Source organism: Streptomyces sp. NPDC001868 (assembly GCF_040297125.1).
Classification (GTDB): domain Bacteria; phylum Actinomycetota; class Actinomycetes; order Streptomycetales; family Streptomycetaceae; genus Streptomyces.
The window spans coordinates 1-26,380 of record NZ_JBEOYO010000002.1; the positions used below are offsets into that span (position 1 = coordinate 1).

14 protein-coding genes, 1 tRNA gene and 1 rRNA gene are annotated in these 26,380 nt (G+C 70.9%); 12 read left to right on the forward strand and 4 right to left on the reverse strand.

Annotated elements, in window-relative coordinates; genetic code table 11:
- The 3 genes from rrf to ABT147_RS02620 all read left to right on the forward strand — a co-directional run.
- Positions 1–95: ribosomal RNA gene (rrf, locus tag ABT147_RS02610) — 5S ribosomal RNA — on the forward strand; the annotation flags it as partial.
- A 112-nt stretch (positions 96–207) separates the two neighbouring features.
- Entirely contained in the window at positions 208–870 is a 663-nt protein-coding gene (locus ABT147_RS02615; RefSeq protein WP_351402701.1) for a DegT/DnrJ/EryC1/StrS family aminotransferase, read from the forward strand.
- A 130-nt stretch (positions 871–1,000) separates the two neighbouring features.
- A tRNA-Thr gene (locus ABT147_RS02620) sits at positions 1,001–1,073 on the forward strand.
- A 47-nt stretch (positions 1,074–1,120) separates the two neighbouring features.
- Here the strand turns inward: ABT147_RS02620 and ABT147_RS02625 are convergent.
- On the reverse strand, positions 1,121–3,865 hold the full coding sequence (locus ABT147_RS02625) for a SpoIIE family protein phosphatase (protein ID WP_351401986.1): 2,745 nt from the start codon (positions 3,863–3,865) through the stop codon (positions 1,121–1,123).
- A 406-nt stretch (positions 3,866–4,271) separates the two neighbouring features.
- Between ABT147_RS02625 and ABT147_RS02630 the strand changes: the two genes are divergently transcribed.
- The 9 genes from ABT147_RS02630 to ABT147_RS02670 all read left to right on the forward strand — a co-directional run bounded on the left by ABT147_RS02630 (position 4,272) and on the right by ABT147_RS02670 (position 19,072).
- Complete coding sequence (locus ABT147_RS02630; protein WP_351401988.1) at positions 4,272–9,761, forward strand: HAMP domain-containing protein; 5,490 nt, start codon at positions 4,272–4,274, stop codon at positions 9,759–9,761.
- Positions 9,762–10,058: 297 nt separating this feature from the next.
- The gene (locus ABT147_RS02635; protein ID WP_319368769.1) at positions 10,059–10,742 is read left to right on the forward strand and encodes a response regulator; all 684 of its coding nucleotides are present in this window, start codon (positions 10,059–10,061) and stop codon (positions 10,740–10,742) included.
- Positions 10,743–10,927: 185 nt separating this feature from the next.
- Entirely contained in the window at positions 10,928–13,672 is a 2,745-nt protein-coding gene (locus ABT147_RS02640; RefSeq protein WP_351401990.1) for an FtsK/SpoIIIE family DNA translocase, read from the forward strand.
- A gap of 323 nt (positions 13,673–13,995) precedes the next feature.
- Complete coding sequence (locus ABT147_RS02645) at positions 13,996–14,859, forward strand: helix-turn-helix domain-containing protein (RefSeq protein WP_351401993.1); 864 nt, start codon at positions 13,996–13,998, stop codon at positions 14,857–14,859.
- 130 nt (positions 14,860–14,989) lie between these two features.
- Positions 14,990–16,471 carry a 30S ribosomal protein S12 methylthiotransferase RimO gene (gene rimO / locus ABT147_RS02650; RefSeq protein WP_351401995.1) on the forward strand — a complete coding sequence of 494 codons (1,482 nt, stop codon included), beginning with the start codon at positions 14,990–14,992 and terminating at the stop codon, positions 16,469–16,471.
- The gene (gene pgsA / locus ABT147_RS02655; RefSeq protein WP_351401997.1) at positions 16,468–17,214 is read left to right on the forward strand and encodes a CDP-diacylglycerol--glycerol-3-phosphate 3-phosphatidyltransferase; all 747 of its coding nucleotides are present in this window, start codon (positions 16,468–16,470) and stop codon (positions 17,212–17,214) included. Before rimO ends, pgsA begins: the two co-directional genes overlap by 4 nt.
- Positions 17,211–17,756, forward strand: coding sequence for a CinA family protein (locus tag ABT147_RS02660; protein ID WP_351401999.1), 546 nt, complete (start codon positions 17,211–17,213; stop codon positions 17,754–17,756). The genes pgsA and ABT147_RS02660 overlap by 4 nt, the downstream gene beginning before the upstream one ends.
- A 109-nt stretch (positions 17,757–17,865) precedes the next feature.
- A complete protein-coding gene (locus ABT147_RS02665; protein WP_005481441.1) occupies positions 17,866–18,243 on the forward strand; it encodes a helix-turn-helix domain-containing protein in 378 nt (125 codons plus the stop codon).
- Between the two features lie 358 nt (positions 18,244–18,601).
- The gene (locus tag ABT147_RS02670) at positions 18,602–19,072 is read left to right on the forward strand and encodes a Dps family protein (RefSeq protein ID WP_351402702.1); all 471 of its coding nucleotides are present in this window, start codon (positions 18,602–18,604) and stop codon (positions 19,070–19,072) included.
- A gap of 473 nt (positions 19,073–19,545) precedes the next feature.
- On the opposite strand, the gene ABT147_RS02680 is transcribed toward ABT147_RS02670, so the two are convergent.
- The 3 genes from ABT147_RS02680 to ABT147_RS02690 form a co-directional block, all read right to left on the reverse strand.
- Positions 19,546–20,310: an SDR family NAD(P)-dependent oxidoreductase gene (locus ABT147_RS02680; protein WP_351402004.1), complete on the reverse strand. Its 765-nt coding sequence runs from the start codon at positions 20,308–20,310 to the stop codon at positions 19,546–19,548.
- Between the two features lie 32 nt (positions 20,311–20,342).
- Positions 20,343–21,197, reverse strand: a complete 855-nt coding sequence (locus tag ABT147_RS02685; RefSeq protein ID WP_351402006.1) for an Fpg/Nei family DNA glycosylase — start codon at positions 21,195–21,197, stop codon at positions 20,343–20,345.
- 246 nt (positions 21,198–21,443) lie between these two features.
- On the reverse strand, positions 21,444–26,291 hold the full coding sequence (locus tag ABT147_RS02690) for an ATP-dependent helicase (protein ID WP_351402008.1): 4,848 nt from the start codon (positions 26,289–26,291) through the stop codon (positions 21,444–21,446).
- Positions 26,292–26,380 lie beyond the last annotated feature (89 nt).

A 26,380-nucleotide genomic window follows, 5' to 3' on the forward strand; every position in this document is an offset into this window, starting at 1 on the left:
AAACGCCCGGTTACATTCCGAACCCGGAAGCTAAGCCTTACAGCGCCGATGGTACTGCAGGGGGGACCCTGTGGGAGAGTAGGACGCCGCCGAACAAATATTGAGAGCTGGTCCCTGAACTTCGGTTCGGGGACCAGCTCTTTTTTGTTGGGCTTTACTTGGAGTTCACGTTGCGCGAGCAGGATCCGCGGCATGGGTACCGTTGGAATGCTCAGGGCCGCGGGTGTCGGCGTCGGTGACGAAGTGGTCGTGCCGGCGTTCGGGAACCCGGAGGTCGCTCAGGCAGTGAGCCTGGCAGGGGCTGTGCCGGTGTTCGCCGACATAGACCCGGTGACGTACTGCCTGGATGCCTCCGCTGTCGAGGCCGCGGTGACATCGCGGACCGTGGCCGCGGTCGTCGTCCACCGTTTCGGCAGGTCTGCCGATATCGCGGCGCTGCATCAAGTCGGGCAGCGGCATGGGCTGTTGGTGCTGGAGCAGGGTGAGTCGGAGACGCCGTACAGCGAGCTGGCGGAGCGTCGGCGGCGGGCCGCGTATCTGAGCGCGAAGCTGAAGGGCGTACGGACTCCCGAGGGGTGTGACGGGCACACCTTCCAGCAGTACGTCGTACGTGTGCCCGGGAACGGGCGGCCGGACCGGGACGCCTTCGCGCGGGCCGTGCGGGCCAAGGGAGTCGAGTGCAGCGTGCCGGTGAAGACGCCCGTGCACCGGATGCCCGGCTTCCGGCGGGACGTGTGTCTGCCCGAGACCGAGCGGGCCGCCGACGAGACGCTGGCGCTGCCCATCGGCGGCGAGATGTCCCGGCGGGAACTGCAGCGGCTGGTGTCCGCCTGCAACGCACTCGGCGGGCTGCTGCAGCCGGCCTTCTAGGTCTATCGATGCGCGGTGGAACTCGGGGGCGCGTGGACCTCTCGGCAGTGCGCTGGGTGGTTCGAAGCCGCCGCCGGTTCGGGGTATGATCTATCTCGTTGCCGCGAGGGAAACCTCGAACAGGTGACAGGCCCCTATAGCTCAGTCGGTAGAGCGTCTCCATGGTAAGGAGAAGGTCAACGGTTCGATTCCGTTTGGGGGCTCAGACAAAAGGCCCCGCCCACTTGGGCGGGGCCTTTCTCATGCCCGCTCAGTCCGTCTGGAGGCCCGGGACGCGCATCGCCAGGATGGCCATGTCGTCGGAGGGGGCGTCGGAGGCGAAGCGCTCGACCGCGCGCATGACACGGGCCGCGACCGCGCCCGCGGTGAGACCCGTACAGGTGGTGAGGACCTCGGTGAGGCCGTCGTCGCCCAACATGCGGGTGCCCTCGCGGCGTTCGGTGACGCCGTCCGTGACACACAGGAGGACGTCGCCGGGGTCGAGGGTGACGGTCTGCTCGTACAGCTCCAGGTCCTCCATGACGCCGAGGAGGGCCTGTGGTTCGGCGGCGGGCTCGACCGTGCCGTCCTGGCGCAGGCGCAGCGGGAGCGGGTGGCCGGCGCAGACGACCTTCAGTACGGCGCTGCCGTCCTCCTGGGGCCACAACTCGCCGTACAGAAGCGTCAGGAAGCGGCTGCGGGCGCCCTCGTCGATGATCGCGGAGTTGAGGCGCTCCAGGACCGCCGGGCCGCCGTAGCCCTCGCGGGCCAGCAGGCGCAGGGCGTGGCGGGCGAGGCCGGTGACCGCGGCGGCCTCGGGGCCGGTGCCGCAGACGTCGCCGATGGCGAAGCCGTACGCGCCGTCGCGGATGGGGAAGAGGTCGTAGAAGTCGCCGCCGACCTCGTTGCCCTCGCCGGCCGCGCGGTAGATGACCTCGACCTCCACGCCGTCGATCAGGGGGAGTTCGGGCGGGAGGAGGCTCCGCTGGAGGGACTGGCTGATGGCCACGCGCTCCGAGTACAGGCGGGCGTTGTCCAGGGCGAGGGCGGCCCGGCGGGAGAGGTCCTCCGCCAACTCCAGGATCTCCTGGCGGAAATGCTCGTCCGTGGGCTTGCCGAGGGTCAGCATGCCGATGACGCGGTTGCGGGCGACGAGCGGGAGGACGACGGTCTCGCCGCCGACCGCGGAGGCCGTCGCCAGCGTCGTGCCGATGCCCGAGCTGACCGTGGCGGGCTCGCCCAGGCCCAGGCTGCGCATGGAGGTGCGCAGGGCCGCCTGGTGGGCCGCCTCGGCGGGGGCCGTCCAGACGCGGGCGCCCGGGGTGGGGATGGGCTCCGGAGGGCGGATCTTGGAGAGGAGGGCCTTGAGGCCGTCGATGAGGTCCTCGTCCTCGTGCAGGACGTAACTGAGGTACGGGTCCGAGGCCTGGTCGGCGATCGTGTAGACCGCGCACCAGGTGGCGAGGGTCGGGATCGTCATCTGGGCCATGAGGGCGAGGGTCTGGTCGCGGTCCAGGGTGCCCGCGAGGAGGTCGGAGGCCTCCACCAGGAAGCTCAGCGAGCCGCGGCGCAGACGTTCCAGCTCGCCCAGGCGGGCCGACTCGACGGCCAGGGCGATGCGGTCGGCGGCGAACTGCAGGCGCAGGGCCTCCTCGTTGGAGTAACGGCCGTGGGCCTCGGCGGCGACGCCCAGGGAGCCCGTGAGGCGGCCCTCGACCTTGAGGGGGACCGTGACGACCGAGCGCATGCCCGTGCCGTTGAGGAGGGGGACGGCGCCGGGGACGGCCATGAGGTCGTCGTGGACGGCGGGCATACGGGCCGAGCCGTAGCGGCCGGGGCCGGCGTCCACGGGGACGCGGGCGAAGCGCTGGCGGGCCGACGGGAGGCCCGTGGAGGCCCGTACCTCCAGCTCGGTCTCGTCGTCGGTGGCGAGGAGCAGGAAGGCGGAGTCGCCGTCGAGCATGTCGCGGGCGCGTTCGACCGTGCGCTGGAGGAGGCCGTCGAGGTCGTCCGGGGCGGGAGAGCCGATGAAGACCTCGAAGGGGTCCGTGGCCTGGCCGTCGCCGGAACCGGAGCCGTCGCCGGTGGGCATGCGCAGCGGGGTCTGGAGGACGGCGCGCTCGTGGTCCCGTACGAGGAGGCAGACCGTGGAGGGGTCGCCGTCCGCGTCGCGGACCCGGAGATGCGAGGCGTAGACCGGTGTCACACGGCCGTTGGCGCCCCGGATGCCGTAGCTGCCCTCCCAGCGGGAGAGCTGGAGGGCCTCGGCGACGCCGGTGCTGGTGCCGGGGGTGTGCGGCCAGGCGGCGAGGTCGGTGAGGGGCTTGCCGATGACCTGGTCGGGGGCGTAGCCGAAGAGTTCCTCGGCGTCCTCGTTCCAGGCGCTGATCGCGCCCGCGCGGTCGATCTGGACGACCGCGACGCGGACCCTGCCGTCGGCGAGCGGGAGCAGGTCGGCGGGGAGGGAGGGGCCGGCCGAGCGGGTGCCCACCGGGCGGTCGGGGAGGTCGAGTTGGAACCAGACCTGCTTGTGCGTGGAGGTGTACTCGACGCCCCAGCGGGAGGCCATCGCCGCGCACAGCTGGAGGCCGCGGCCGCCTTCGCGGTCGGGGCTGCCCATGTTGATGTGGCTGCCCTGGAGGGGGATCTCGCGCTCGGGATATCTGTCGGCGACCTCGATGCGTACGCCGTCGTCGGCCCGTAGACACAGGACGTCGGCGGAGGTGCCCGCGTGGACGACCGCGTTGGTGACGAGTTCGCTGGTGAGGACCACCGCGTCGTCGACGATGTCGGCGAAGCCCCAGCCCTGGAGGGTGTCGCGGACGAACGAGCGGGCGGTCGCGACCGATCGTGAGACGGCGGTGAAGGTGGCGGCCGCGCGCGCGGTGATCACAGAACTCCTTGTCCGGTTCTCGACGTGCGGGGATCCTGGGACGGCCTCCTGCCGTGGCAGAGGCTGGTTCTCCGTCGGCCTGGGGTCCTGGGGGGTCTCCCCGGGATGCAGTCCGGTGGTCATGGTGCGGCCGCCCCTCCGATGCCTGCCCGCTCGTGCTCGTGCGCCACCGCCCAGGCCGGACGGGACCGGCATGGCTGGACAGCCGCATGCAAGGTTACTTACCTTCGCCGTCCATGCGGATGCCGGTCGTCTGTGTTTCCGTCCGGAGGTGTGCGGACCGTGTGCGAAGCTGCCGAACTGTTATGGCCTGGTTCAGCCATGGTGAAACACTGGGCAGGCTTCCAGGAGAAGGCCGGGCAGGTCCGAGTACCTTCCCAGTGCGGCGGGGAGTGGCACCCGGCCCGCTGAGCAGAAGTATCCGAGTACGAAGCGGTACGAGTGGTACGAGCAGTGTGAGCAGTACGAAGCGTTCGAATGCGGCGAAGTACGTCCAGCAGGAACGGTCGACCCTTGCGGGAGGGACACAGTGGAGTCTGGCGCAGCGACGCGGGGCACTAAGGCGCGCGCGAAAGGCGGACAGTCCCTGAGTGACCAGCGCAAATCACGTAAACCGCACAATGGGACCACCACCGTGGACACGGCTGCCCTGAACCGGCTGCTCACGGCGTTGGAGGCGATGCGGGACGGCAACTTCCGCAAGCGGCTGACCGTCTCGGGCGACGGTGTGATGTCCGAGATCTCGGCCGTCTTCAACGAGGTGGCGGACCGGAACATGCACCTGACCGGCGAGTTGTCGCGGGTGCGGCGTGTGGTCGGGCGTGAGGGGAAGCTCACCGAGCGGCTGGAGACGGGCGCCACCGAGGGGTCCTGGGCGACCGCGATCGACGCGTCGAACGCGCTGGTCGACGACCTCGTACGGCCGGTCTCCGAGGTCAGCCGGGTGCTGTCGGCCGTCGCGGACGGTGATCTGTCGCCGCGCATGGAGCTGCGCACGCAGGGGCCGGACGGGACCGGGCATCCGCTGCGCGGGGAGTTCCTGAAGGTCGGGCGTACGGTCAACAACCTGGTCGACCAGCTGTCGACGTTCACCGACGAGGTCACGCGGGTGGCCAGCGAGGTGGGCACCGAGGGCAAGCTGGGCGGGCAGGCCAAGGTGCGGGGTATGTCCGGTTCGTGGAAGGACCTGACGGAGTCCGTCAACACCATGGCGCACCGGCTCACCGCACAGGTGAGGGACATCGCGCTGGTGACGACCGCGGTCGCGAAGGGTGACTTGTCACGGAAGGTCACGGTTCACGTGGCCGGTGAGATGTTGGAGCTGAAGGAGACCGTCAACACGATGGTCGACCAGCTCTCCGCGTTCTCCTCCGAGGTGACCCGGGTCGCGCGCGAGGTGGGCACCGACGGGCAGCTCGGCGGTCAGGCCGAGGTGCCGGGTGTGGCGGGTGTGTGGAAGGAGCTCACCGATTCGGTGAACACCATGGCCGGCAATCTCACCGCGCAGGTGCGGGGGATCGCCCAGGTCACCACCGCGGTCGCCAACGGTGACCTGTCGCAGAAGGTGACCGTGCCCGCACGGGGTGAGGTCGCCAAGCTCGCCGAGACGATCAACCAGATGACCGAGACGCTGCGGATCTTCGCCGACGAGGTCACGCGGGTGGCCAACGAGGTCGGGGCCGAGGGGCGGCTGGGCGGTCAGGCGCAGGTGCCGGGTGCGGCGGGAACGTGGAAGGACCTCACCGATTCGGTGAACACGGTCTTCCGGAACCTCACCACCCAGGTGCGGGACATCGCGGCGGTGACGACGGCCGTGGCCGACGGTGACCTGTCGCAGAAGGTCACCGTGGATGTCGCGGGCGAGATGCTGGAACTGAAGAACACCGTCAACGGGATGGTGGACCAGCTCTCGTACTTCGGTGACGAGGTCACGCGGGTGGCCAACGAGGTCGGGGCCGAGGGGCGGCTGGGCGGTCAGGCGCAGGTGCCGGGCGCGGCCGGTACGTGGAAGGACCTGACGGACTCCGTCAACACCGCGTTCCGGAATCTCACCGGACAGGTGAGGAACATCGCGGCGGTGACGACGGCCGTGGCCAACGGCGACCTCTCGCAGAAGGTCACCGTCGATGTCGCGGGCGAGATGCTCGAACTGAAGAACACCGTGAACACGATGGTGGACCAGCTGTCGTCGTTCGCGGACCAGGTGACGCGGATGGCCCGGGACGTGGGCACGGAGGGCCGCCTCGGCGGTCAGGCCCGTGTGGACGGTGTGTCGGGGACGTGGAAGGAACTCACCGACTCCGTCAACTCGATGGCGTCCAACCTCACCGGACAGGTGAGGAACATCGCCCAGGTGACGACGGCCGTGGCCCGTGGCGACCTGTCGCAGAAGATCGATGTCGACGCGCGCGGCGAGATCCTGGAGCTGAAGAACACCATCAACACGATGGTCGACCAGCTGTCGTCGTTCGCCGACCAGGTGACCCGGGTCGCCCGGGACGTGGGCACGGAGGGCCGCCTCGGCGGTCAGGCACAGGTGCCCGGTGTCGCCGGTGTGTGGCGCGACCTCACCGAGTCCGTGAACGGCATGGCCGGCAACCTGACCGGTCAGGTGCGCAACATCGCGCAGGTCGCCACGGCGGTGGCCCGGGGTGACCTGTCCCAGAAGATCACCGTGGACGCGCGCGGGGAGATCCTGGAGCTGAAGAACACGCTGAACACGATGGTGGACCAGCTGTCGTCGTTCGCGGAGGAGGTCACCAGGGTCGCCCGCGAGGTGGGTACGGAGGGCCAGCTCGGCGGTCAGGCCGAGGTGCAGGGTGTCTCCGGCACCTGGAAGGACCTCACGCAGTCCGTGAACTTCATGGCGAACAACCTGACCATCCAGGTGCGTCAGATCGCCGAGGTCACGACCGCCGTCGCCAAGGGCGATCTGACCAAGAAGATCACCGTCGACGCGAAGGGCGAGATCCTCGAACTCGTCACCACCGTCAACACGATGGTCGACCAGCTGTCGTCCTTCGCCGAGCAGGTGACCCGGGTGGCCCGCGAGGTGGGCACCGAGGGCATCCTCGGCGGTCAGGCGCAGGTGCCGGGCGCGGCGGGCACCTGGAAGGACCTCACCGGCAACGTCAACCTGATGGCCAAGAACCTGACCATGCAGGTGCGCAACATCTCCCAGGTCGCCGCCGCCGTCGCCAACGGCGACCTGACCCGTACGGTGACGATCGAGGCGGCCGGTGAGGTGGCGCAGCTCGCGGACACCTTCAACAGCATGGTGAAGACGCTGAGTTCGTTCGCGGACCAGGTCACCAAGGTGGCCCGCGAGGTGGGCACGGACGGCATCCTCGGCGGCCAGGCGCACGTACCGGGTGTGGCGGGTACGTGGAAGGACCTCACCGAGTCCGTGAACTCGATGGCGTCCAACCTCACCGGACAGGTGCGCAACATCGCGATGGTCACGACCGCCATCGCCAAGGGCGATCTGACCAAGAAGATCGACATCGACGCGCGCGGCGAGATCCTGGAGCTGAAGACCACCATCAACACGATGGTGGACCAGCTGTCGTCGTTCGCCGGGGAGGTCACCCGGGTGGCCCGCGAGGTGGGCACCGAAGGGCAGCTGGGCGGTCTGGCGCGGGTGCGTGACGTCGACGGCACCTGGCGCGACCTCACCGAGTCGGTGAACGAGATGGCCGGGAACCTGACCGCCCAGGTGCGTGCCATCGCGCGCGTGGCCACCGCGGTGACCCGGGGCGACCTGAACCTCAAGATCGACGTCGACGCGTCCGGCGAGATCAAGGAGCTGCAGGACTACATCAACAAGATGATCGCCAACCTGCGCGACACCACGATCGCCAACCAGGAGCAGGACTGGCTCAAGGGCAACCTCGCCCGGATCTCCGCCCTGATGCAGGGCCGCCGGGACCTGGACGACGTGGCCTCGCTGATCATGAGCGAGCTGACGCCGGTGGTGTCCGCGCAGCACGGCGCGTTCTTCCTGGCGCTGCCGTTCCTCGACGGCAAGGACTCGTCCCCGGACGACGCCGATCCGTACGAGCTGCGCATGCTCGGCTCGTACGGCTACTCCATGGGCTCCATGCCGACGTCGTTCCGGCCGGGCGAGGCGCTGGTGGGGACGGCCGCGAAGGAGAAGCGCACGATCCTGGTGGAGAACGCGCCGAGCGGTTATCTGAAGATCTCCTCCGGGCTCGGTGAGGCTCCGCCCGCGCAGGTCATCGTGTTGCCGGTGCTCTTCGAGGGGACCGTGCTCGGGGTGATCGAGCTGGCGTCGTTCACGCCGTTCACCCAGATCCAGAAGGACTTCCTGAACCAGATCGCGGAGATGATCGCGACGAGCGTCAACACCATCTCCGTCAACACCAAGACCGAGGTGCTGCTGAAGCAGTCGCAGGAGCTGACCGAGCAACTGCGTGAGCGGTCGGACGAGTTGGAGAACCGGCAGAAGGCCCTCCAGGCGTCCAACGCCGAACTGGAGGAGAAGGCCGAGCTGCTGGCCCGGCAGAACCGTGACATCGAGGTCAAGAACACCGAGATCGAGGAGGCGCGGCAGGTCCTGGAGGAGCGCGCCGAGCAGCTCGCGGTGTCCATGCGCTACAAGAGCGAGTTCCTCGCGAACATGTCGCACGAGCTGCGTACCCCGCTCAACTCGCTGCTGATCCTGGCCAAGCTGCTCGCGGACAACGCCGAGTCGAACCTGACGCCCAAGCAGGTCGAGTTCGCCGAGACGATCCACGGGGCGGGTTCCGACCTGCTCCAGCTGATCAACGACATCCTGGACCTGTCGAAGGTCGAGGCGGGCAAGATGGACGTCTCGCCGACGCGGATCGCCCTGGTCCAGCTGGTCGACTACGTGGAGGCCACCTTCCGGCCGCTGACGGCGGAGAAGGGCCTCGACTTCTCCGTACGGGTCTCGCCGGAGCTGCCCGCCACGCTGCACACGGACGAACAGCGGCTGTTGCAGGTGCTGCGGAACCTGTTGTCCAACGCGGTGAAGTTCACCGACTCCGGGGCCGTGGAGCTGGTCATCCGGCCGGCCGGCGCGGATGTGCCGGTGGCCATCAAGGAGCAGTTGCTGGAGGCGGGCTCGCTGCGGGACGCGGACGCCGACATGATCGCGTTCTCGGTGACGGACACGGGCATCGGTATCGCGGCCAGCAAGATGCGGGTCATCTTCGAGGCGTTCAAGCAGGCGGACGGCACCACGAGCCGCAAGTACGGCGGTACGGGCCTGGGGCTGTCCATCTCACGGGAGATCGCCCGGCTCCTGGGCGGCGAGATCCACGCGCAGAGCGAGCCGGGACGCGGCTCCACCTTCACCCTGTATTTGCCGCTGCACCCGAGCGAACTGCCCCCGCAGGGCTACGCGCACAGCGCGCCGGCCGCGCTGGAGGCGGGGGAACTGCTGGCCTCCGAGCAGGAACTGGCCGAGCGCACCGAGACGCCGGCCGAGGTGAAGTCGTACCGCGAGACCCAGAACGGGGCCGCGGCGCTCTTCAGGCGGCGCCGCAGGTCCGTGTCGGCCGACTCCCCGTCCGCCCTGCACCGGCAGGGCAACGGGCAGGCGCAGGAGCACTGGGCGCAGGAGGCGGCGGTGGCGCAGCCGCGCCGGACGATCCGCTTCGACGGCGAGAAGGTGCTCATCGTCGACGACGACATCCGCAACGTCTTCGCGCTCACCAGCGTCCTGGAGCAGCACGGTCTGTCGGTGCTGTACGCCGAGAACGGCCGTGAGGGCATCGAGGTGCTGGAGCAGCACGACGATGTGACGGTCGTTCTGATGGACATCATGATGCCCGAGATGGACGGCTACGCGACGACCACGGCGATCCGCCGGATGCCCCAGTTCGCCGGACTGCCGATCATCGCGCTGACGGCCAAGGCGATGAAGGGCGACCGGGAGAAGGCGATCGACTCGGGAGCCTCCGACTATGTGACGAAGCCGGTCGATCCGGATCATCTGCTGGCGGTCATGGAGCAGTGGATGCGGAGTGAGTGACGGGGAGTGCGGCAGGTGGTCACAACCTGTTGGCGGGTGCACGGAGTTGCTGACTGAGTGTGGCCGAGGCCGTGTAGAAACGCGGGATTCGGGGAACCTTCTGGTCCCCTGCCGCGTTTCTGCTACGAGCACAGTGACATCACGGTGACAGGGTGTGGCGACGGGCGGGGTGCGGCTACGATGACCGGCACAAGGACGGGTGGCGCGAGGGAGTCGTCCCCTGGGGTGACGCCGAGCGGTGTCACGTCGAGTCCTGCGGACAGGGGAGGCCCCAAGCCGGGGCGAGGAGGGCGGGCCATGGTGCAGAAGGCCAAGATCCTCCTGGTCGATGACCGGCCGGAGAATCTGTTGGCGCTGGAGGCCATCCTCTCCGCGCTCGATCAGACACTGGTGCGGGCATCGTCCGGGGAGGAAGCGCTCAAGGCGCTGTTGACGGACGACTTCGCGGTCATCCTGCTGGACGTCCAGATGCCGGGAATGGACGGTTTCGAAACGGCCGCGCACATCAAGCGGCGCGAACGGACCCGGGACATCCCGATCATTTTCCTCACCGCCATCAACCACGGACCCCACCACACGTTCCGTGGGTACGCGGCGGGTGCGGTCGACTACATCTCGAAGCCGTTCGACCCCTGGGTGCTGCGCGCCAAGGTCTCGGTGTTCGTCGAGCTGTATATGAAGAACTGCCAGCTCAGGGAGCAGGCGGCGCTGTTGCGGCTCCAGTTGGAGGGTGGCGGCAAGGGCGCGGCGGGTGGTTCCAAGGAGCCCTCCGGCGGCATCCTGGCCGAGCTCTCCGCGCGGCTCGCGGCCGTCGAGGAGCAGGCGGAGGCGCTGTCCAAACAGCTCGACGACGACTCCGCGGACGCCGCCGCGGTGGCCACCGCGGCCCATCTCGAACGCAAACTGACAGGCCTGCGCAGGGCGCTGGACGCGTTGGAGCCGGGCACGGGCGGACCCTCGTCGCTGCCGTCGCAGAACTGAGCACGTTCCGGAGCGCGGGCGGGGTCGCACAAGTGGCCCGGGCCCGCGTCCAGTTGTGATCGGAGGCAGGGCGGGCCGAGTGCCTGTCGGGCCGTGTCAGCTTCGGGCCCTTCCGTGCGCGACACGAACGGGTGAAGCAGTGGGCACGCGTGTCGGCTGTGGCCTCCACCGGTAACCTCACACTCATGGCCTCACGTCAGTCCGCAGCGAAGAAGCCGCCCGCGAAGAAGGCGGCCGCTCCGACGAAGGCTCCGGCGAAGAAGGCCCCCGCGAAGAAAGCCGCCGCCAGAAAGGCACCCGCCAAGAAGGCGACGGCGAAGAAGACGGCCCCTCCGAAGCCGGCGCCCAATCCCACCGGAGGCGTGTACAGACTCGTACGCGCCGTCTGGCTCGGTGCCGCGCACGCCGTCGGCGCCGTCTTCCGTGGCATAGGGCAGGGCGCGAAGGGTCTCGACCCGGCGCACCGCAAGGACGGTGTCGCGCTCCTGCTGCTCGCCCTGGCCCTGATCGTCGCCGCCGGTACCTGGTCCCGTCTGCGCGGCCCGGTCGGCGATCTCGTCGAGACGCTCGTGACCGGCGCCTTCGGCCGGCTCGACCTGCTTGTGCCGATACTGCTCGCGGTCATCGCCGTACGGTTCATCCGGCACCCCGAGAAGCCCGAGGCCAACGGCCGGATCGTCATCGGCCTGTCCGCGCTCGTCATCGGTGTGCTCGGCCAGGTCCACCTGGCCTGCGGCTCGCCCGCCCGCAGCGCCGGCATGCAGGCGATAAGGGACGCCGGGGGGCTCATCGGCTGGGGCACGGCCACCCCGCTGACGCACACCATGGGCGAGGCGCTCGCCGTGGCGATGCTCGTCCTGCTCACGGTCTTCGGGCTGCTCGTCGTCACCGCGACACCGGTCAACGCCATTCCGCAGCGGCTGCGGCTGCTCGGGCAGAAGCTGGGCATCGTCGCGGACGACGATGACGACGACGCCACCGAGTACGGCGAGGACGACGCCCGCTACGACGAGCAGTGGCGCGACGCGACCCCCGCGCGCCGCCGCAGGCGTGGCTCCGCCCCCGAGCCGTACGACCCCGACGGCGCCGAGCAGGAGGCCCTCACCCGGCGCCGCCCGAGGCGCTCCGCCGTACGGCAGCCCGATCCGGACCGGCCGATGGACGCCGTGGACGTCGCCGCGGCGGCAGCCGCCGCGCTCGACGGGGCCGTGCTGCACGGGATGCCGCCCTCGCCGCTGGTCGCCGACCTCACCCAGGGGGTGAGCGTGGGCGACCGGGAGGAGACCACGCCCGTCCCGGCCGCGCGCAGCAAGCCGCCGGCCCAGCAGGAACCCCCGGCCGCCAAGCCGCCCAAGGGCGCCCGGCAGGACGTCCTGGTGCCGGACCTGACCAAGCAGGCCCCGGACGCGCCCCGCGAGCTGCCGCCGCGCGCCGAACAGCTTCAGCTCTCCGGCGACATCACCTACTCCCTGCCCTCGCTGGACCTCCTGGAGCGGGGCGGCCCCGGCAAGACGCGCAGCGCGGCCAACGACGCCATAGTGGCCTCCCTCTCCAACGTGTTCTCCGAGTTCAAGGTGGACGCCTCCGTCACCGGCTTCACCCGCGGGCCGACGGTCACCCGCTACGAGGTCGAGCTGGGCCCGGCGGTGAAGGTCGAGCGGATCACCGCGCTGACCAAGAACATCGCCTACGCCGTCGCCAGCCCGGACGTCCGGATCATCAGCCCGATCCCCGGCAAGTCGGCCGTCGGCATCGAGATCCCCAACACCGACCGCGAGATGGTCAACCTCGGTGACGTCCTGCGTCTCGCGGACGCGGCCGAGGACGACCATCCGATGCTGGTCGCGCTCGGCAAGGACGTCGAGGGCGGCTATGTGATGGCCAATCTGGCGAAGATGCCGCATGTGCTCGTCGCAGGTGCGACCGGTTCGGGTAAATCGTCGTGCATCAACTGCCTGATCACCTCGGTCATGGTCCGCGCGACCCCCGAGGACGTCCGCATGGTCCTCGTCGACCCCAAGCGCGTGGAGCTGACCGCGTACGAGGGCATCCCGCACCTGATCACACCGATCATCACCAACCCCAAGCGGGCCGCCGAGGCGCTCCAGTGGGTCGTGCGCGAGATGGACCTGCGCTACGACGACCTGGCCGCGTTCGGCTACCGGCACATCGACGACTTCAACGAGGCCATCAGGAACGGCAAGGTCAAGCTGCCCGAGGGCAGTGAGCGCGAGCTGTCGCCGTACCCGTATCTGCTGGTGATCGTGGACGAGCTGGCCGACCTGATGATGGTCGCGCCGAGGGACGTCGAGGACGCGATCGTGCGCATCACACAGCTCGCGCGCGCGGCCGGTATCCATCTGGTGCTCGCCACGCAGCGGCCGTCCGTGGACGTCGTCACCGGTCTGATCAAGGCGAACGTGCCCTCCCGGCTCGCCTTCGCCACCTCCTCGCTCGCCGACTCGCGCGTCATCCTCGACCAGCCCGGCGCCGAGAAACTCATCGGCAAGGGCGACGGGCTGTTCCTGCCGATGGGGGCGAACAAGCCGACCCGTATGCAGGGCGCGTTCGTGACCGAGGACGAGGTCGCGGCGATCGTCCAGCACTGCAAGGACCAGATGGCGCCCGTCTTCCGGGACGACGTCACCGTGGGCACCAAGCAGAAGAAGGAGATCGACGAGGAGATCGGCGACGACCTCGACCTGCTGTGCCAGGCGGCCGAACTGGTCGTCTCCACCCAGTTCGGCTCGACGTCCATGCTCCAGCGCAAGCTGCGCGTCGGCTTCGCCAAGGCCGGGCGGCTGATGGACCTCATGGAGTCACGGGGCATCGTGGGGCCGAGCGAGGGCTCCAAAGCACGTGACGTTCTTGTGAAACCCGACGAGCTGGACGGCGTGCTGGCCGTGATCCGGGGGGAGACTGGGGCGTAGGGGCCGCGGCGGGACCGAGGAGAGGCGCGACAGCGGGCGCACGGCCGGGAAAACCGGTTGTCCGACGGGCGGAACGCGGATGCAATTACGGCATCCGGGTATTCGAACGTGACTCACCCGTAAGGAAATGGTGAGCAACCGTTTCCCTTCGTCGTACGTCAAGTTGGACGAGGGGACAGCCTCGTGCCCCACCCTCACCACCAGCAGGATGTCCGGCCATTCTGATGGCGTACAAAGTCCCACCGCCCGGTTGCCCCACCCTTTCGTACCCCCCCTAGACTGAACCTCCAGCACAGGTGGCTACACGCTCGAAAGGCGCCCCCGTGTCCATCGGCAACTCCCCTGACGGCAACTTCCCCGAAGACGAGCGTCCGTTCGAAGACGACCGTGACGAACGCTCGGCGGAACGCCCCTCGATCGGCCGTGCCCTCCAGCAGGCACGCATCGCGGCCGGGCTGACCGTCGACGACGTCAGCAACGCCACCCGGGTCCGCATCGCCATCGTGCACGCGATCGAGCAGGACGACTTCGCCCCCTGCGGTGGCGACGTCTACGCGCGCGGTCACATCCGCAGCGTCGCGCGCGCGGTGCGCATCGACCCCGTCCCGCTCCTCGAACAGTTCGCCGAGGCCCACGGCGGGCGGCCCGCGCCGACCCCGGCGGCCCCGCTGTTCGAGGCGGAGCGGATCCGTCCCGAGCGGCGCGGCCCCAACTGGACCGCCGCCATGGTCGCCGCGATCGTCGCGGTGATCGGTTTCGTCGGCTTCACCGCGTTCGACGGCGGGGACGACGGCGACACCACGCAGGTGGCCGAGGGTTCCACGCCGACCACGAGCAAGCCCGCCTCGCCCACGCCCAAGGCCGACAAGCCCGACGCCGACCCCAAGCCCGACCCGACCGACAGCGCCATCGCGGCCGCGCCCCGGGACAAGGTGACCGTGCGGGTCAGCGCCTCCGACGGCCGCAGCTGGATCTCCGCCAAGGACCACAACGGCCGGCTCCTGTGGGACGGCCTCCTCAAGCAGGGCGAGTCCAGGACCTTCCAGGACAGCTCCAAGATCGACCTCGTCCTCGGTGACGCCGGAGCCATCCAGCTCTATGTCAACGGCAAGAAGATCAAGGACGACTTCCAGCCCGGCCAGGTCGAACGCCTGACGTACACGAAGGGCGACCCCGAGGTCGGCTGAGCCGGCCTCGCCGGGGTGACGCACAGGCGTCGCGAAGAGAAACGAACATCGACGAGCATCGACGGGGTTGGCCAAGATCGGCCAACCCCGTCGACGTGGGGTGTCAGTGGGACGAAGTAGTCTTGAGCCCATGCCTGAACGCCGTACCGTCGCACTCGTCACCCTTGGCTGCGCCCGTAACGAGGTGGACTCGGAGGAGCTCGCAGGCCGCTTGGAGGCGGACGGCTGGGAGCTCGTCGAGGACGCCGAGGAAGCGGACGTCGCGGTCGTCAACACCTGTGGCTTCGTCGAGGCCGCCAAGAAGGACTCCGTCGACGCCCTCCTGGAGGCCAACGACCTCAAGGGACACGGCAGAACCCAGGCCGTCGTGGCGGTCGGCTGCATGGCCGAGCGGTACGGCAAGGAGCTGGCCGAGGCCCTGCCCGAGGCCGACGGCGTGCTCGGCTTCGACGACTACGCGGACATCTCCGACCGCCTCCAGACCATCCTCAACGGCGGTATCCACGCCTCGCACACCCCGCGCGACCGGCGCAAGCTGCTGCCGATCAGCCCGGCCCAGCGCCAGGAGTCGGCCGCCGACGTCGCGCTTCCGGGGCACGCCCCCGTCGATCTTCCGGAAGGCCTCGCTCCGGCTTCCGGGCCGCGTTCGCCCCTGCGCCGCCGCCTGGACGGCTCACCCGTCGCCTCCGTGAAGCTCGCCTCCGGCTGCGACCGCCGCTGCTCCTTCTGCGCCATCCCGTCCTTCCGCGGCTCCTTCATCTCACGCCGCCCCTCGGACGTGCTGAACGAGACCCGCTGGCTGGCCGAGCAGGGCGTCAAGGAGATCATGCTGGTCTCCGAGAACAACACCTCGTACGGCAAGGACCTGGGCGACATCCGGCTCCTGGAGTCCCTGCTGCCCGAGCTGGCCGAGGTCGACGGCATCGAGCGGGTGCGTGTGAGCTACCTCCAGCCCGCCGAGATGCGGCCCGGCCTCATCGACGTCCTCACCTCCACCCCCAAGGTCGTGCCCTACTTCGACCTCTCCTTCCAGCACTCCGCCCCCGCCGTGCTGCGCTCGATGCGCCGCTTCGGCGACACCGACCGCTTCCTGGAGCTGCTCGACACCATCCGTGGCAAGGCCCCCGAGGCCGGCGTCCGGTCCAACTTCATCGTGGGCTTCCCCGGTGAGACCGAGGACGACCTCGCGGAGCTGGAGCGGTTCCTGAACGGCGCGAGACTGGACGCCATCGGCGTCTTCGGGTACTCCGACGAGGAGGGCACCGAAGCGGCGACGTACGAGAACAAGCTGGACGAGGACGTCGTCGCCGAACGACTCGCACGCGTCTCGCGACTGGCCGAGGAACTGGTCTCGCAGCGCGCCGAGGAGCGCGTCGGACAGACCGTGAGCGTGCTGGTCGAATCGGTCGACGGCGACGAGGGCGCGTACGGCCGCGGTGCGCACCAGGCGCCCGAGACGGACGGCCAGGTGCTGTTCACGAGCGGCGCGGGCCTGAGCGTCGGCCTTATGGTCGAGGCGAAGGTGGTCGGCACGGAAGGCGTCGACCTGGTGGCCGAGGTGCTTCCGGGTTCGCTCGGCTCCCTCGTGTGTACTGAGGAGGCGGCCAGATGACGGGAGTCCCGGCATCCGCGGCGGGCGGCACCTCCGGCGCCAAGGGCGCGACGAGCGCCTCCGGCGTCACCGGTGCCCCGAGCGCCGCCGCTCCGAGCGCTGCCGGGGAGACCCGGCCCGTGCGCGGGGGGAAGCTGGGAGCTGCCGCCGTCAATCAGGCCAGCCTCTGGAACATCGCGAACATCCTGACCATGATCCGCCTGGTCCTCGTACCGGGCTTCGTCGTGCTGATGCTCATGGACGGCGGATACGACCCGGTCTGGCGGGCCTGGGCGTGGGCCGCCTTCGCCGTCGCCATGATCACCGACGTCTTCGACGGCCATCTGGCCCGGACGTACGACCTCGTCACCGACTTCGGGAAGATCGCCGACCCCATAGCCGACAAGGCGATCATGGGTGCCGCGCTGATCTGTCTGTCCTCGCTCGGCGATCTGCCGTGGTGGGTGACGGGAGTCATCCTCGGCCGGGAACTCGGGATCACGCTCCTGCGTTTCATCGTCATCCGGTACGGAGTCATCCCGGCGAGCCGCGGCGGCAAGCTGAAGACCCTGACCCAGGGCATCGCCGTCGGGATGTACGTCCTGGCGCTGGAGGGTCCCCTGGCCACCCTGAGGTGGTGGGTGATGGCCGCGGCGGTCATTCTGACCGTCGTCACCGGATTCGACTATGTGAGACAGGCCATTGTGCTGCGGAGGAGCGGAACCGCCGCGCGCGAAGCCGCGGCGGAGGGAGCGGAGCGTTGACTTCCACGGCCGCCGAAGTGCTGCGACTACTGACAGTGAGGGGCGAGACGCTCGCCGTCGCCGAGTCGCTGACCGGTGGTCTGGTCGCGGCCGCGATCACCGCGGCCCCCGGCTCCTCCAAGGCCTTCCGGGGCTCGGTCACCGCGTACGCCACCGAGCTGAAGCACCAGCTGCTCGACGTCGACGCCACCCTCCTGGACCAGCGCGGAGCGGTGGATCCGCAGGTCGCGGCCCAGATGGCGGACGGCGTCCGCAAGGCGCTCGGCGCCGACTGGGGAATTTCGACCACCGGCGTCGCGGGCCCGGACCCCCAGGACGGCCAACCCGTCGGCACGGTATATGTGGCCGTCGCCGGGCCTGCCGCAGCCGATTCCGGCGTATCAGGTGGCGGGAAAGTGTCGTCGTTGCGGTTGAACGGCGGCCGGGCGGAAATCCGTATGGAGAGTGTACGGAGCGTACTCGCACTGCTTCTTCAGGAGCTTGCGGGCGAACAGACCGGGAATGAGCGGGCACAGGATACGGAACAGAACGGGGGGACTTGATGTTTGCAGCCCTGAGTGAACACAACAGCGCTCCCCGCACGGCCGCAGCACGAGGCGGTACGGTGGGGCGTGAAGGATGCGGCTACGCGGTCCGAGGAGGGAGCCACCGATGATTCTGCTCCGTCGCCTGCTTGGTGACGTGCTGCGTCGGCAGCGCCAGCGCCAGGGCCGTACTCTGCGCGAAGTCTCCTCGTCCGCCCGAGTCTCACTCGGCTATCTCTCCGAGGTGGAGCGGGGGCAGAAGGAGGCATCCTCCGAGCTGCTCTCCGCCATTTGCGACGCGCTGGACGTACGGATGTCCGAGCTCATGCGGGAAGTGAGCGACGAGCTCGCCCTTGCCGAGCTGGCCCAGTCCGCAGCGGCCACCGAGCCGGTGCCAGCACCAGTGCGTCGACCGATGCTCAACTCCGTCTCCGTGGCCGGTGTGCCACCGGAGCGGGTCACGATCAAGGCGCCCGCCGAAGCGGTGGACGTCGTCGCGGCGTGACCTGCCGCGAGCGTGTGCGTGAGCACCGGCGCACGCCGGTGAAGAAGTAGAGAAGATGTAGAAGTGAAGCGGGAGCCCCGGGCGGGGCCTCCAGGGAGACCTGGGGGTGCCGGCCGGGGCTCTTGTGTTGTGCCCGGCCGGGGGCTGTGCGCGGCGCCGGCCGGGGTTCGCGTCGCGTCGGTCGGGGTTCGCGTCGCGTCGGTCGGCGGGGCGGTCCGGGGCGGTGGGGGCTCCCGTTTGCCGGGGTGGGGGTGGGCGGTCATGGTGGAGGGGCGATACCGGGGGGCGTGCGCGTGATTCGTTCATTCGTGCGGGCGCACAGGGGCGTACGGTCCTCTCAAGAAACCGGAGCGTGCTGATGTACGTGGTGAAGAGCCCGCTGTCCGAGGCCGATCTCAAGACCGTCTCCGAGGCGCTGCAGGGCGCCCTGGTCGATCTCGTGGACCTCTCCCTCGTGGCCAAGCAGATCCACTGGAACGTGGTCGGGCCGCGCTTCCGCTCGGTCCATCTCCAGCTCGACGAGGTCGTGGACACCGCCCGGCTGCACTCCGACACGGTCGCCGAACGCGCCTCCACCCTCGGTGTCCCGCCGGACGGGCGGGCCGGAACGGTGGCCGGGAGCAGCGGTATCGGCAAGGTCCCGAACGGCTGGGTCAAGGACGCGGACGCGGTCGGGACCCTGGTGGACGCGCTGGGCGCCGTGATCACCCGGATGCGGACGCGGGTGGAGAGCACCGCGGAGGCGGACCCGGTGAGCCAGGACATCTTCATCGGGATCACGGCGGATCTCGAAAAGCACCACTGGATGTTCCAGGCGGAGAACGGGTAGCGCGGCGGCGGACGCGAGCGGGTGCCGGTGCTCCGCGCGCCGCCTCGTGACCTTCGGGTGCGGCGGGGGCGTGAGGACGGCGGTGAGCGGCGGCGGGGCGCATCGGGTGCCCCGTGGACGCGGTCCTCGTGAGGGGGCCGTGCGTCCCTGTGCCGGTGGTGCGCCCTCTCCGGCCGTGACGAGGGCCGTCTAGCGTCGTTCTGGGGGCCCGGAGGCCTTGGAGGTGGCGGCCATGCGAATAGTTCGCTGGGGGGCGGCTCTGGGGCTCGGCGCGCTGTGGTGGTGGGGTGTGCTGCGACTCGTGCTGGTGCCGGACGCCGGCGCGGTGGAGGGGGCGGTCGCGGCCGGGGGGTGGGGGCTGAGCCTCCTGCCCGTGCACTGCGTGCCGAAGCGGCGGGTGCGGGGACGGTCGGGGGGCGCGTCAGGGGGCGCGGGGGGTGGCCCGGTTCTGGAGGGCGCGGTGGGGGCCGCGGTCACCAGGGCATGGCCACCCCGCCGTTCGGGCGGAGGATCTGACCCGTCGTGAACGCCGAGGCGTCGGAGGCCAGGTGCAGCACGGCGTGCGCGATGTCGTCGGGTTCGCCGACTCTGCTCAGTGGTGACAGCCGGGCCATGAAGGACTCCGTCCGTGCCTGTGCCGCGCCGTCGTGGCGGTCGGTCATGGGGGTACGGATCCAGCCCGGCGCGACCGCGTTGACCCGGATGCCGTGCGGGCCGACCTCGGTCGCCAGGGTCTTCGTCAGCTGGACCACCGCCGCCTTGGTCACGCCGTAGCAGAGCAGTCCCGGACCGCCGGTGTCGACGGCGCCGGAGGCCATGGTGACGATGCTGCCGCGCGTCTCCTCGGCGATCATCCGGCGGGCCGCTTCCTGGCAGGCGTGGAGCACACCTTTGAAGTTGACGTTCCACACCCGTTCGAGATCCTCGTCCCGGGTCTCCAGCACCGGGCTGCTGTGCATGATCCCGGCGATCGCCGCCATCACATGGAGCCGCTCGCAGGCGGCCACGGCCCGAGTGAGTTCGGCGCGGTCGGTGACGTCGAGGTGGTGGGTGTGGGCGGTGCCGTTCCTCGCCTTGATCAGGGTCGCCGTCTCGTGCAGGCCCTGCGCGTCGCGGTCCGCGCAGTGCACCGTCGCGCCCGCCTCGGCGAGCAGGACGGCCGACGCGCGGCCGATACCGCTGCCCGCGCCGGTGACGAACGCGGTGCGGCCGGTGAGGTCGTACGCCGGGATGGGCATGAGGTGACGGTACGAGCGTTTCTGACGGTCCGTCAATTGGGTGTGCGGCGTTGAACTCGGGGGTTCGGGCGAGGTGTTCCGGGGGCTCCGGGAGCCGGCGCGGGGCCCGGCTGGCAGGTGGGGCACCAGTAGGTGGGGCGTTCGCGGGAGCCGTCTCCCTGGTCGGCCGCGCGGACCGGGGTGTCGCAGCGCAGGCAGGGGCGGCGGGCTCGGCCGTACACGAACAGATCGTGGTGGCGGTGGCCTGTCGTCCTGCGGGCCGGGCGGTGGCGGTTGGCTTCGAGGAGCTTCTTGGCGAGGACGGGCAGCCGGGCGGCGAGGTCCTCGGGGAGGGCGCCGACGGGGAGCCAGGGGGTGACCCGGAGCAGGAAGCAGAGCTCGCTCTTGTAGACATTGCCGATGCCGGCGAGATTGCGCTGGTCCAGGAGGGCCTCGCCGAGAGGGCGGGCGGGGTCGCTCAGGAGGTTGGTGAGGGCCCGGTCGGGGTCCCAGTCCGGGCCGAGCAGGTCGGGGCCGAGGTGGCCGACGGCGCGGTGTTCGTCGGTGGTGCGGATCAGCTCCAGGACGGGGAGGCGGTAGCCGACGGCCGTGCGGTCGGTGGTGCCCAATATCGCGCGGATCTGGTGCGCCGGGCCGCCGCGCCAGCGCTCGCCGGGGGCGTACACCTTCCAGGAGCCGTCCATCCGCAGATGGGAGTGGAGGGTCAGGCCGCCCTCGACGCGGGTGAGGAGGTGTTTGCCGCGGGGGGTCACGTCCAGGACGGTACGGCCGGTGAGGTCGGCCGTGGCGTACTTCGGCACGCGGAGGTCGGAGCGGGACAGGACTTTTCCGGCGAGGGCGGTGTGGAGTCGCCTCGCCGTCTGCCAGACGGTGTCGCCTTCGGGCATGGGTCCAGGGTGGCATGTTGTGGGGGCTGGGGCTGGGGCTGGGGCTGGGGCTGGGGCTGGGGCTGGGGCTTGGGGCTGGGGCTGGGGCTGGGTGGGGGGTGAGGGTGCTTGTGGGTGGGGGTGGCTGTGGGGCGCCTAGTAGCTCGGGGGGTTCGGTGGGTTGGCGGGTGCGGGCTGTTTGTGGCTTGTCGCGCAGTTCCCCGCGCCCCTTGAGGGGCGGGGGTCTGCTGGGGCGGTTGCCCATGGTCAGGCTCGGATGCGGAGGCCGCGTGGGGTTGCGATGAAGCCCGCTGCTTCCAGGAGGGGGCCGTGGGGGGAGGTGAGGGCGGAGGTGCCGTTCACGCGTTCCACGGTGACCGTGCCCAGGGAACCCGCGCGGGCCGCCGCGGACAGGGCTTCGGCGGCTGGGCGCAGGCGGGGGTCGTCCATGGGCCTTGCGTCCGGGTCGGCGGGCCAGGCCAGGAGGGTCTTGCCGCCGCGCTCCATGTAGAGGGTCAGCTCGCCGTCGACCAGGACCACCAGGGAGCCCGCCTTGCGGCCCGGTTTGTGTCCGGCCTCGGTGGGCGGCTCGGGCCAGGGGAGGGCGGCGCCGTACGCGTTCGCGGGGTCGGCGGCGGCCAGGACGACGGCTCGGGAGGTGGGGGTGGGACGGGTGCGATGCGGGTCGCGGCGGGATCGGTCGTAGGGGGCGCCCTGGCCGTACCCGTAGGTGCTGTGTTCGCCGGGGGTGCCGTCCGGGGCGGCGAAGTCGTCGGGGTCTGGGGTGAGGGGGCCGCCGTCCTCGGGGAAGTCGTCCCACGGGGCCGGGGTTGTGCCGGGGCCGGTCGGGGTGGGGCCCGGCAGGGGCTCGTTGCGATCTCGGGCGTTGGACACCGCGCGGAGGCGGTCCACGGCGCCGTCCATCGCGAACTGGGCGGCGCCCAGGCCCTCGACGACATAGCCGCGGCGGGCCTGACCGCTCTCCTCGAAGACGGACAGGACGCGGTAGACGGCGGAGAATCCGCCCTCGACTCCCTCGGCGGCCACGGCGCCGCGCGTCACGACGCCATGGCGGTCGAGGAGGGTGCGGGCCAGGGCGTGGGCGCGGACGGTGGGGTCGGGCTCGTGGGTGGGGAGGAGGGACCAGCGGCCGGCGACCGTGGGCGGGCCCGTACGGGACTGGGGGCGTGCGGCGGCGGTCAGGGAGCCGTACCGGCCGCGCGGGACCGTGCGCTTGGCGCGGTGGGCGGTGGAGCCCGCGGTGCGGCCCGAGCCCAGGAGGGAGCGCATGGGGGTGAGCGTGTCGTTGGTGAGGCGGCCGGACCAGGCCAGGTCCCAGACGGCGTCGGCCAGTTGGGGATCGGTGGCGTCGGGGTGGGTGGTGGCGCGGACCTGGTCCGTGATCTGGCGGAAGAAGAGGCCGTAGCCGCCCGAGAGCGTGGTCAGGATCGATTCGTGGAGCGCGGTCAGCTCCAGGGGGTGCGGGGGCGGGAGGAGCAGCGGGGCCGTGTCCGCCAGGTACAGCGAGACCCAGCCGTCCTTGCCTGGGAGGGCTCCGGCTCCCGCCCAGACGACCTCGCCCGCCGCGGTGAGTTCGTCGAGCATCGCGGGGGTGTAGTGGGCGACCCGGGAGGGCAGGACCAGCTTCTCCAGGGCGGAGGCGGGCACCGAGGCGCCCTGCACCTGCTCGATCGCGCGCACCAGTCCGTCGATGCCGCGCAGCCCGTGACCGCCGCCCACGTGCTGCCACTGCGGCAGGAACTGGGCGAGCGCGGCCGGCGGCACCGGCTCCAGCTCGTGCCGCAGGGCCGCCAGCGAGCGGCGGCGCAGACGGCGCAGCACGGTCGCGTCGCACCACTCCTGGCCGATGCCCGCCGGGTGGAACTCGCCCTGCACGACTCGGCCGTTCGCCGCCAGGCGGTGGAGAGCCCCGTCCGTGACGGCCACGCCGAGGCCGAAGCGGGCTGCTGCCGTGGCCGAGGTGAACGGGCCGTGGGTGCGCGCGTATCGGGCGAGGAGGTCGCCGAGAGGGTCCTTGACCGGTTCGGTGAAGGCTTCCGGGACACCGACGGGCAGGGCTGTGCCGAGCGCGTCGCGCAGGCGGCCCGCGTCCTCGATCGCCGCCCAGTGGTCGGTGCCGGCGATCCGGACGCGGATGGCGCGACGGGCCCCGGCCAGCTCCCGCGCCCACTGCGGCTCGGCGCCGCGCTCGGCCAACTCGGCGTCCGTGAGGGGGCCGAGGAGGCGGAGCAGGTCGGCGACGCCTTCGGTGTCCTTGACGCGTCGGTCCTCGGTGAGCCACCGGAGCTCCCGCTCCAGCTCGGCCAGCACCTCGGCGTCGAGCAGCTCCCGCAGCTCCGCCTGCCCCAGCAGCTCGGCCAGCAGCCGGGAGTCCAGCGACAGGGCGGCGGCGCGGCGCTCGGCGAGCGGGGAGTCGCCCTCGTACAGGAACTGGGCGACGTAGCCGAAGAGGAGGGAGCGGGCGAAGGGGGAGGGCTCCGGGGTGGTGACCTCGACGAGGCGGACCTTGCGGGACTCGATGTCGCCCATCAGCTCCGTGAGACCCGGGACGTCGAAGACGTCCTGGAGGCATTCGCGGACCGCCTCCAGGACGATCGGGAACGAGCCGAACTCACTGGCGACCTGGAGGAGCTGGGCTGCTCGCTGGCGCTGCTGCCACAGGGGCGTGCGCTTGCCCGGGCTGCGGCGGGGCAGCAGGAGCGCGCGGGCGGCGCACTCCCGGAAGCGGGACGCGAACAGCGCCGAGCCGCCCACCTCGTCGGTGACGATCTGGTCGACCTCGGCCTTGTCGAAGACGACGTCCGCCGCGCCGACCGGAGCCTGCTCGGCGTCGTATTCCGTGCCCGCCTTCATGGGCTCCATGTCGAGCAGGTCCAGGCCCATCAGGTCGGCGTCGGGCAGACGGAGCACGATGCCGTCGTCGGCGTGCATGACCTGGGCGTCCATGCCGTACCGCTCGGAGAGCTTGGCACCGAGGGCGAGGGCCCAGGGGGCGTGGACCTGGGCGCCGAAGGGGGAGTGGACCACGACGCGCCAGTCGCCCAGCTCGTCGCGGAAGCGTTCGACGACGATCGTGCGGTCGTCGGGGACGTGGCCGCAGGCCTCGCGCTGTTCGGCCAGGTAGGACAGCACATTGTCCGCGGCCCAGGCGTCGAGGCCGGCGGCCAGCAGGCGCAGCCGGGCGTCCTCCTCGGACAGGGAGCCCACCTCGCGCAGAAACGCGCCGACGGCGCGGCCCAGTTCGAGCGGGCGGCCGAGCTGGTCGCCCTTCCAGAACGGCAGGCGGCCCGGGACGCCCGGCGCGGGGGAGACCAGCACCCGGTCGCGGGTGATGTCCTCGATGCGCCAGGAGCTGGTGCCCAGGGTGAAGACGTCCCCGACCCGGGACTCGTACACCATCTCCTCGTCCAGCTCGCCGACCCGGCCGCCGCCCTTCTTGGGGTCGGCGCCCGCGAGGAAGACCCCGAAGAGCCCGCGGTCCGGGATCGTGCCCCCGGACGTGACCGCGAGGCGTTGCGCGCCCGGCCGGCCCGTGATCGTGCCCGCGACCCGGTCCCACACCACGCGCGGGCGCAGCTCCGCGAAGGCGTCGGACGGATAGCGGCCCGCGAGCATGTCGAGGACGGCCGTGAACGCGGACTCGGGGAGCGCGGCGAAGGGCGCGGCGCGGCGGACGGTGGCGAGGAGGTCGTCGAACTGCCAGGTGTCCATCGAGGTCATGGCGACGATCTGTTGCGCCAGGACGTCCAGGGGGTTGCCCGGGATCCGCATGGACTCGATGGAGCCGCTGCGCATCCGCTCGGTGACCACCGCCGACTGGACCAGGTCGCCGCGGTACTTCGGGAAGACCACGCCCGTGGAGACCGCGCCCACCTGGTGTCCCGCGCGGCCCACACGCTGGAGACCCGAGGCGACCGAGGGCGGCGACTCCACCTGGACGACCAGGTCCACCGCGCCCATGTCGATGCCCAGTTCGAGGCTGGAGGTGGCGACCACGGCCGGCAGCCGGCCCGCCTTCAGATCCTCCTCGACCAGGGCGCGCTGCTCCTTGGAGACCGACCCGTGGTGGGCCCGCGCGAGGACCGGGGGCGCTCCCTGGGCCGCGCCCGAGCCGCCCATCAGCTCCGCCGGGGCGTGGTGCTCGTCCAGGGGCACACCGGTGGCCCGCTCGTACGCGATCTCGTTGAGCCGGTTGCACAGCCGCTCCGCGAGGCGGCGGGAGTTGGCGAACACGATCGTGGAGCGATGGGCCTGGACGAGGTCGGCGATCCGCTCCTCGACGTGCGGCCAGATCGACGGCCGTTCCGCCCCCTCGTTGCCGTCGGCCACCGGGGAGCCGCCCAGCTCGCCCAGATCCTCCACCGGCACGACCACCGACAGGTCGAACTCCTTGCCGGACGGAGGCTGGACGATCTCCACCCTGCGCTGCGGTGAGAGGTAGCGCGCGACCTCGTCGACGGGGCGCACGGTGGCGGACAGGCCGATCCGGCGCGCGGGCCTGGGCAGCAGCTCGTCGAGCCGCTCCAGGGTGAGGGCGAGGTGGGCGCCGCGCTTGGTGCCCGCGACGGCGTGCACCTCGTCCAGAATCACGGTCTCCACGCCCGTGAGCGCGTCACGCGTGGCCGACGTCAGCATGAGGAACAGTGACTCGGGGGTGGTGATCAGGATGTCCGGCGGGCGTGTGGCCAGGGCGCGCCGCTCGGCGGGCGGGGTGTCCCCGGAGCGGATGCCCACCTTCACCTCGGGCTCGGGCAGCCCCAGGCGCACCGATTCCTGACGGATACCGGTCAGCGGACTGCGCAGGTTCCGCTCCACGTCCACCGCGAGCGCCTTCAGCGGTGACACGTACAGCACCCGGCAGCGCTTCCTGGGGTCGGCCGGGGGCGGGCTCGACGTCAGCTGGTCCAGCGCGGCGAGGAACGCGGCCAGCGTCTTGCCGGAGCCGGTCGGGGCGACCACCAGCACGTCCGAGCCCTCGCCGATCGCACGCCACGCCCCGGCCTGGGCCGCGGTGGGCGCGGAGAAGGCCCCCGTGAACCAGCCGCGGGTCGCGGGGGAGAAGCCGTCGAGGGCTCGATCTGCGGAGCTGACCATGCCCCCATCCTGCACCCACCCACTGACAACGGCCCGGACCTGCGTAAACGGCTCGGATCGGGCAGCAGAAGAAGGCCTGTGGGGCCGGG

Bases quoted from the DNA above. Each gene is read 5' to 3' on its own strand.
- ABT147_RS02615 (WP_351402701.1), top strand. From the start codon at position 208: ATGCTCAGGGCCGCGGGTGTCGGCGTCGGTGACGAAGTGGTCGTGCCG.
- ABT147_RS02625 (WP_351401986.1), bottom strand. From the start codon at position 3,865: ATGACCACCGGACTGCATCCCGGGGAGACCCCCCAGGACCCCAGGCCG.
- ABT147_RS02635 (WP_319368769.1), top strand. From the start codon at position 10,059: ATGGTGCAGAAGGCCAAGATCCTCCTGGTCGATGACCGGCCGGAGAAT.
- ABT147_RS02640 (WP_351401990.1), top strand. From the start codon at position 10,928: ATGGCCTCACGTCAGTCCGCAGCGAAGAAGCCGCCCGCGAAGAAGGCG.
- rimO (WP_351401995.1), top strand. From the start codon at position 14,990: ATGCCTGAACGCCGTACCGTCGCACTCGTCACCCTTGGCTGCGCCCGT.
- pgsA (WP_351401997.1), top strand. From the start codon at position 16,468: ATGACGGGAGTCCCGGCATCCGCGGCGGGCGGCACCTCCGGCGCCAAG.
- ABT147_RS02665 (WP_005481441.1), top strand. From the start codon at position 17,866: ATGATTCTGCTCCGTCGCCTGCTTGGTGACGTGCTGCGTCGGCAGCGC.
- ABT147_RS02670 (WP_351402702.1), top strand. From the start codon at position 18,602: ATGTACGTGGTGAAGAGCCCGCTGTCCGAGGCCGATCTCAAGACCGTC.
- ABT147_RS02680 (WP_351402004.1), bottom strand. From the start codon at position 20,310: ATGCCCATCCCGGCGTACGACCTCACCGGCCGCACCGCGTTCGTCACC.
- ABT147_RS02685 (WP_351402006.1), bottom strand. From the start codon at position 21,197: ATGCCCGAAGGCGACACCGTCTGGCAGACGGCGAGGCGACTCCACACC.
- ABT147_RS02690 (WP_351402008.1), bottom strand. From the start codon at position 26,291: ATGGTCAGCTCCGCAGATCGAGCCCTCGACGGCTTCTCCCCCGCGACC.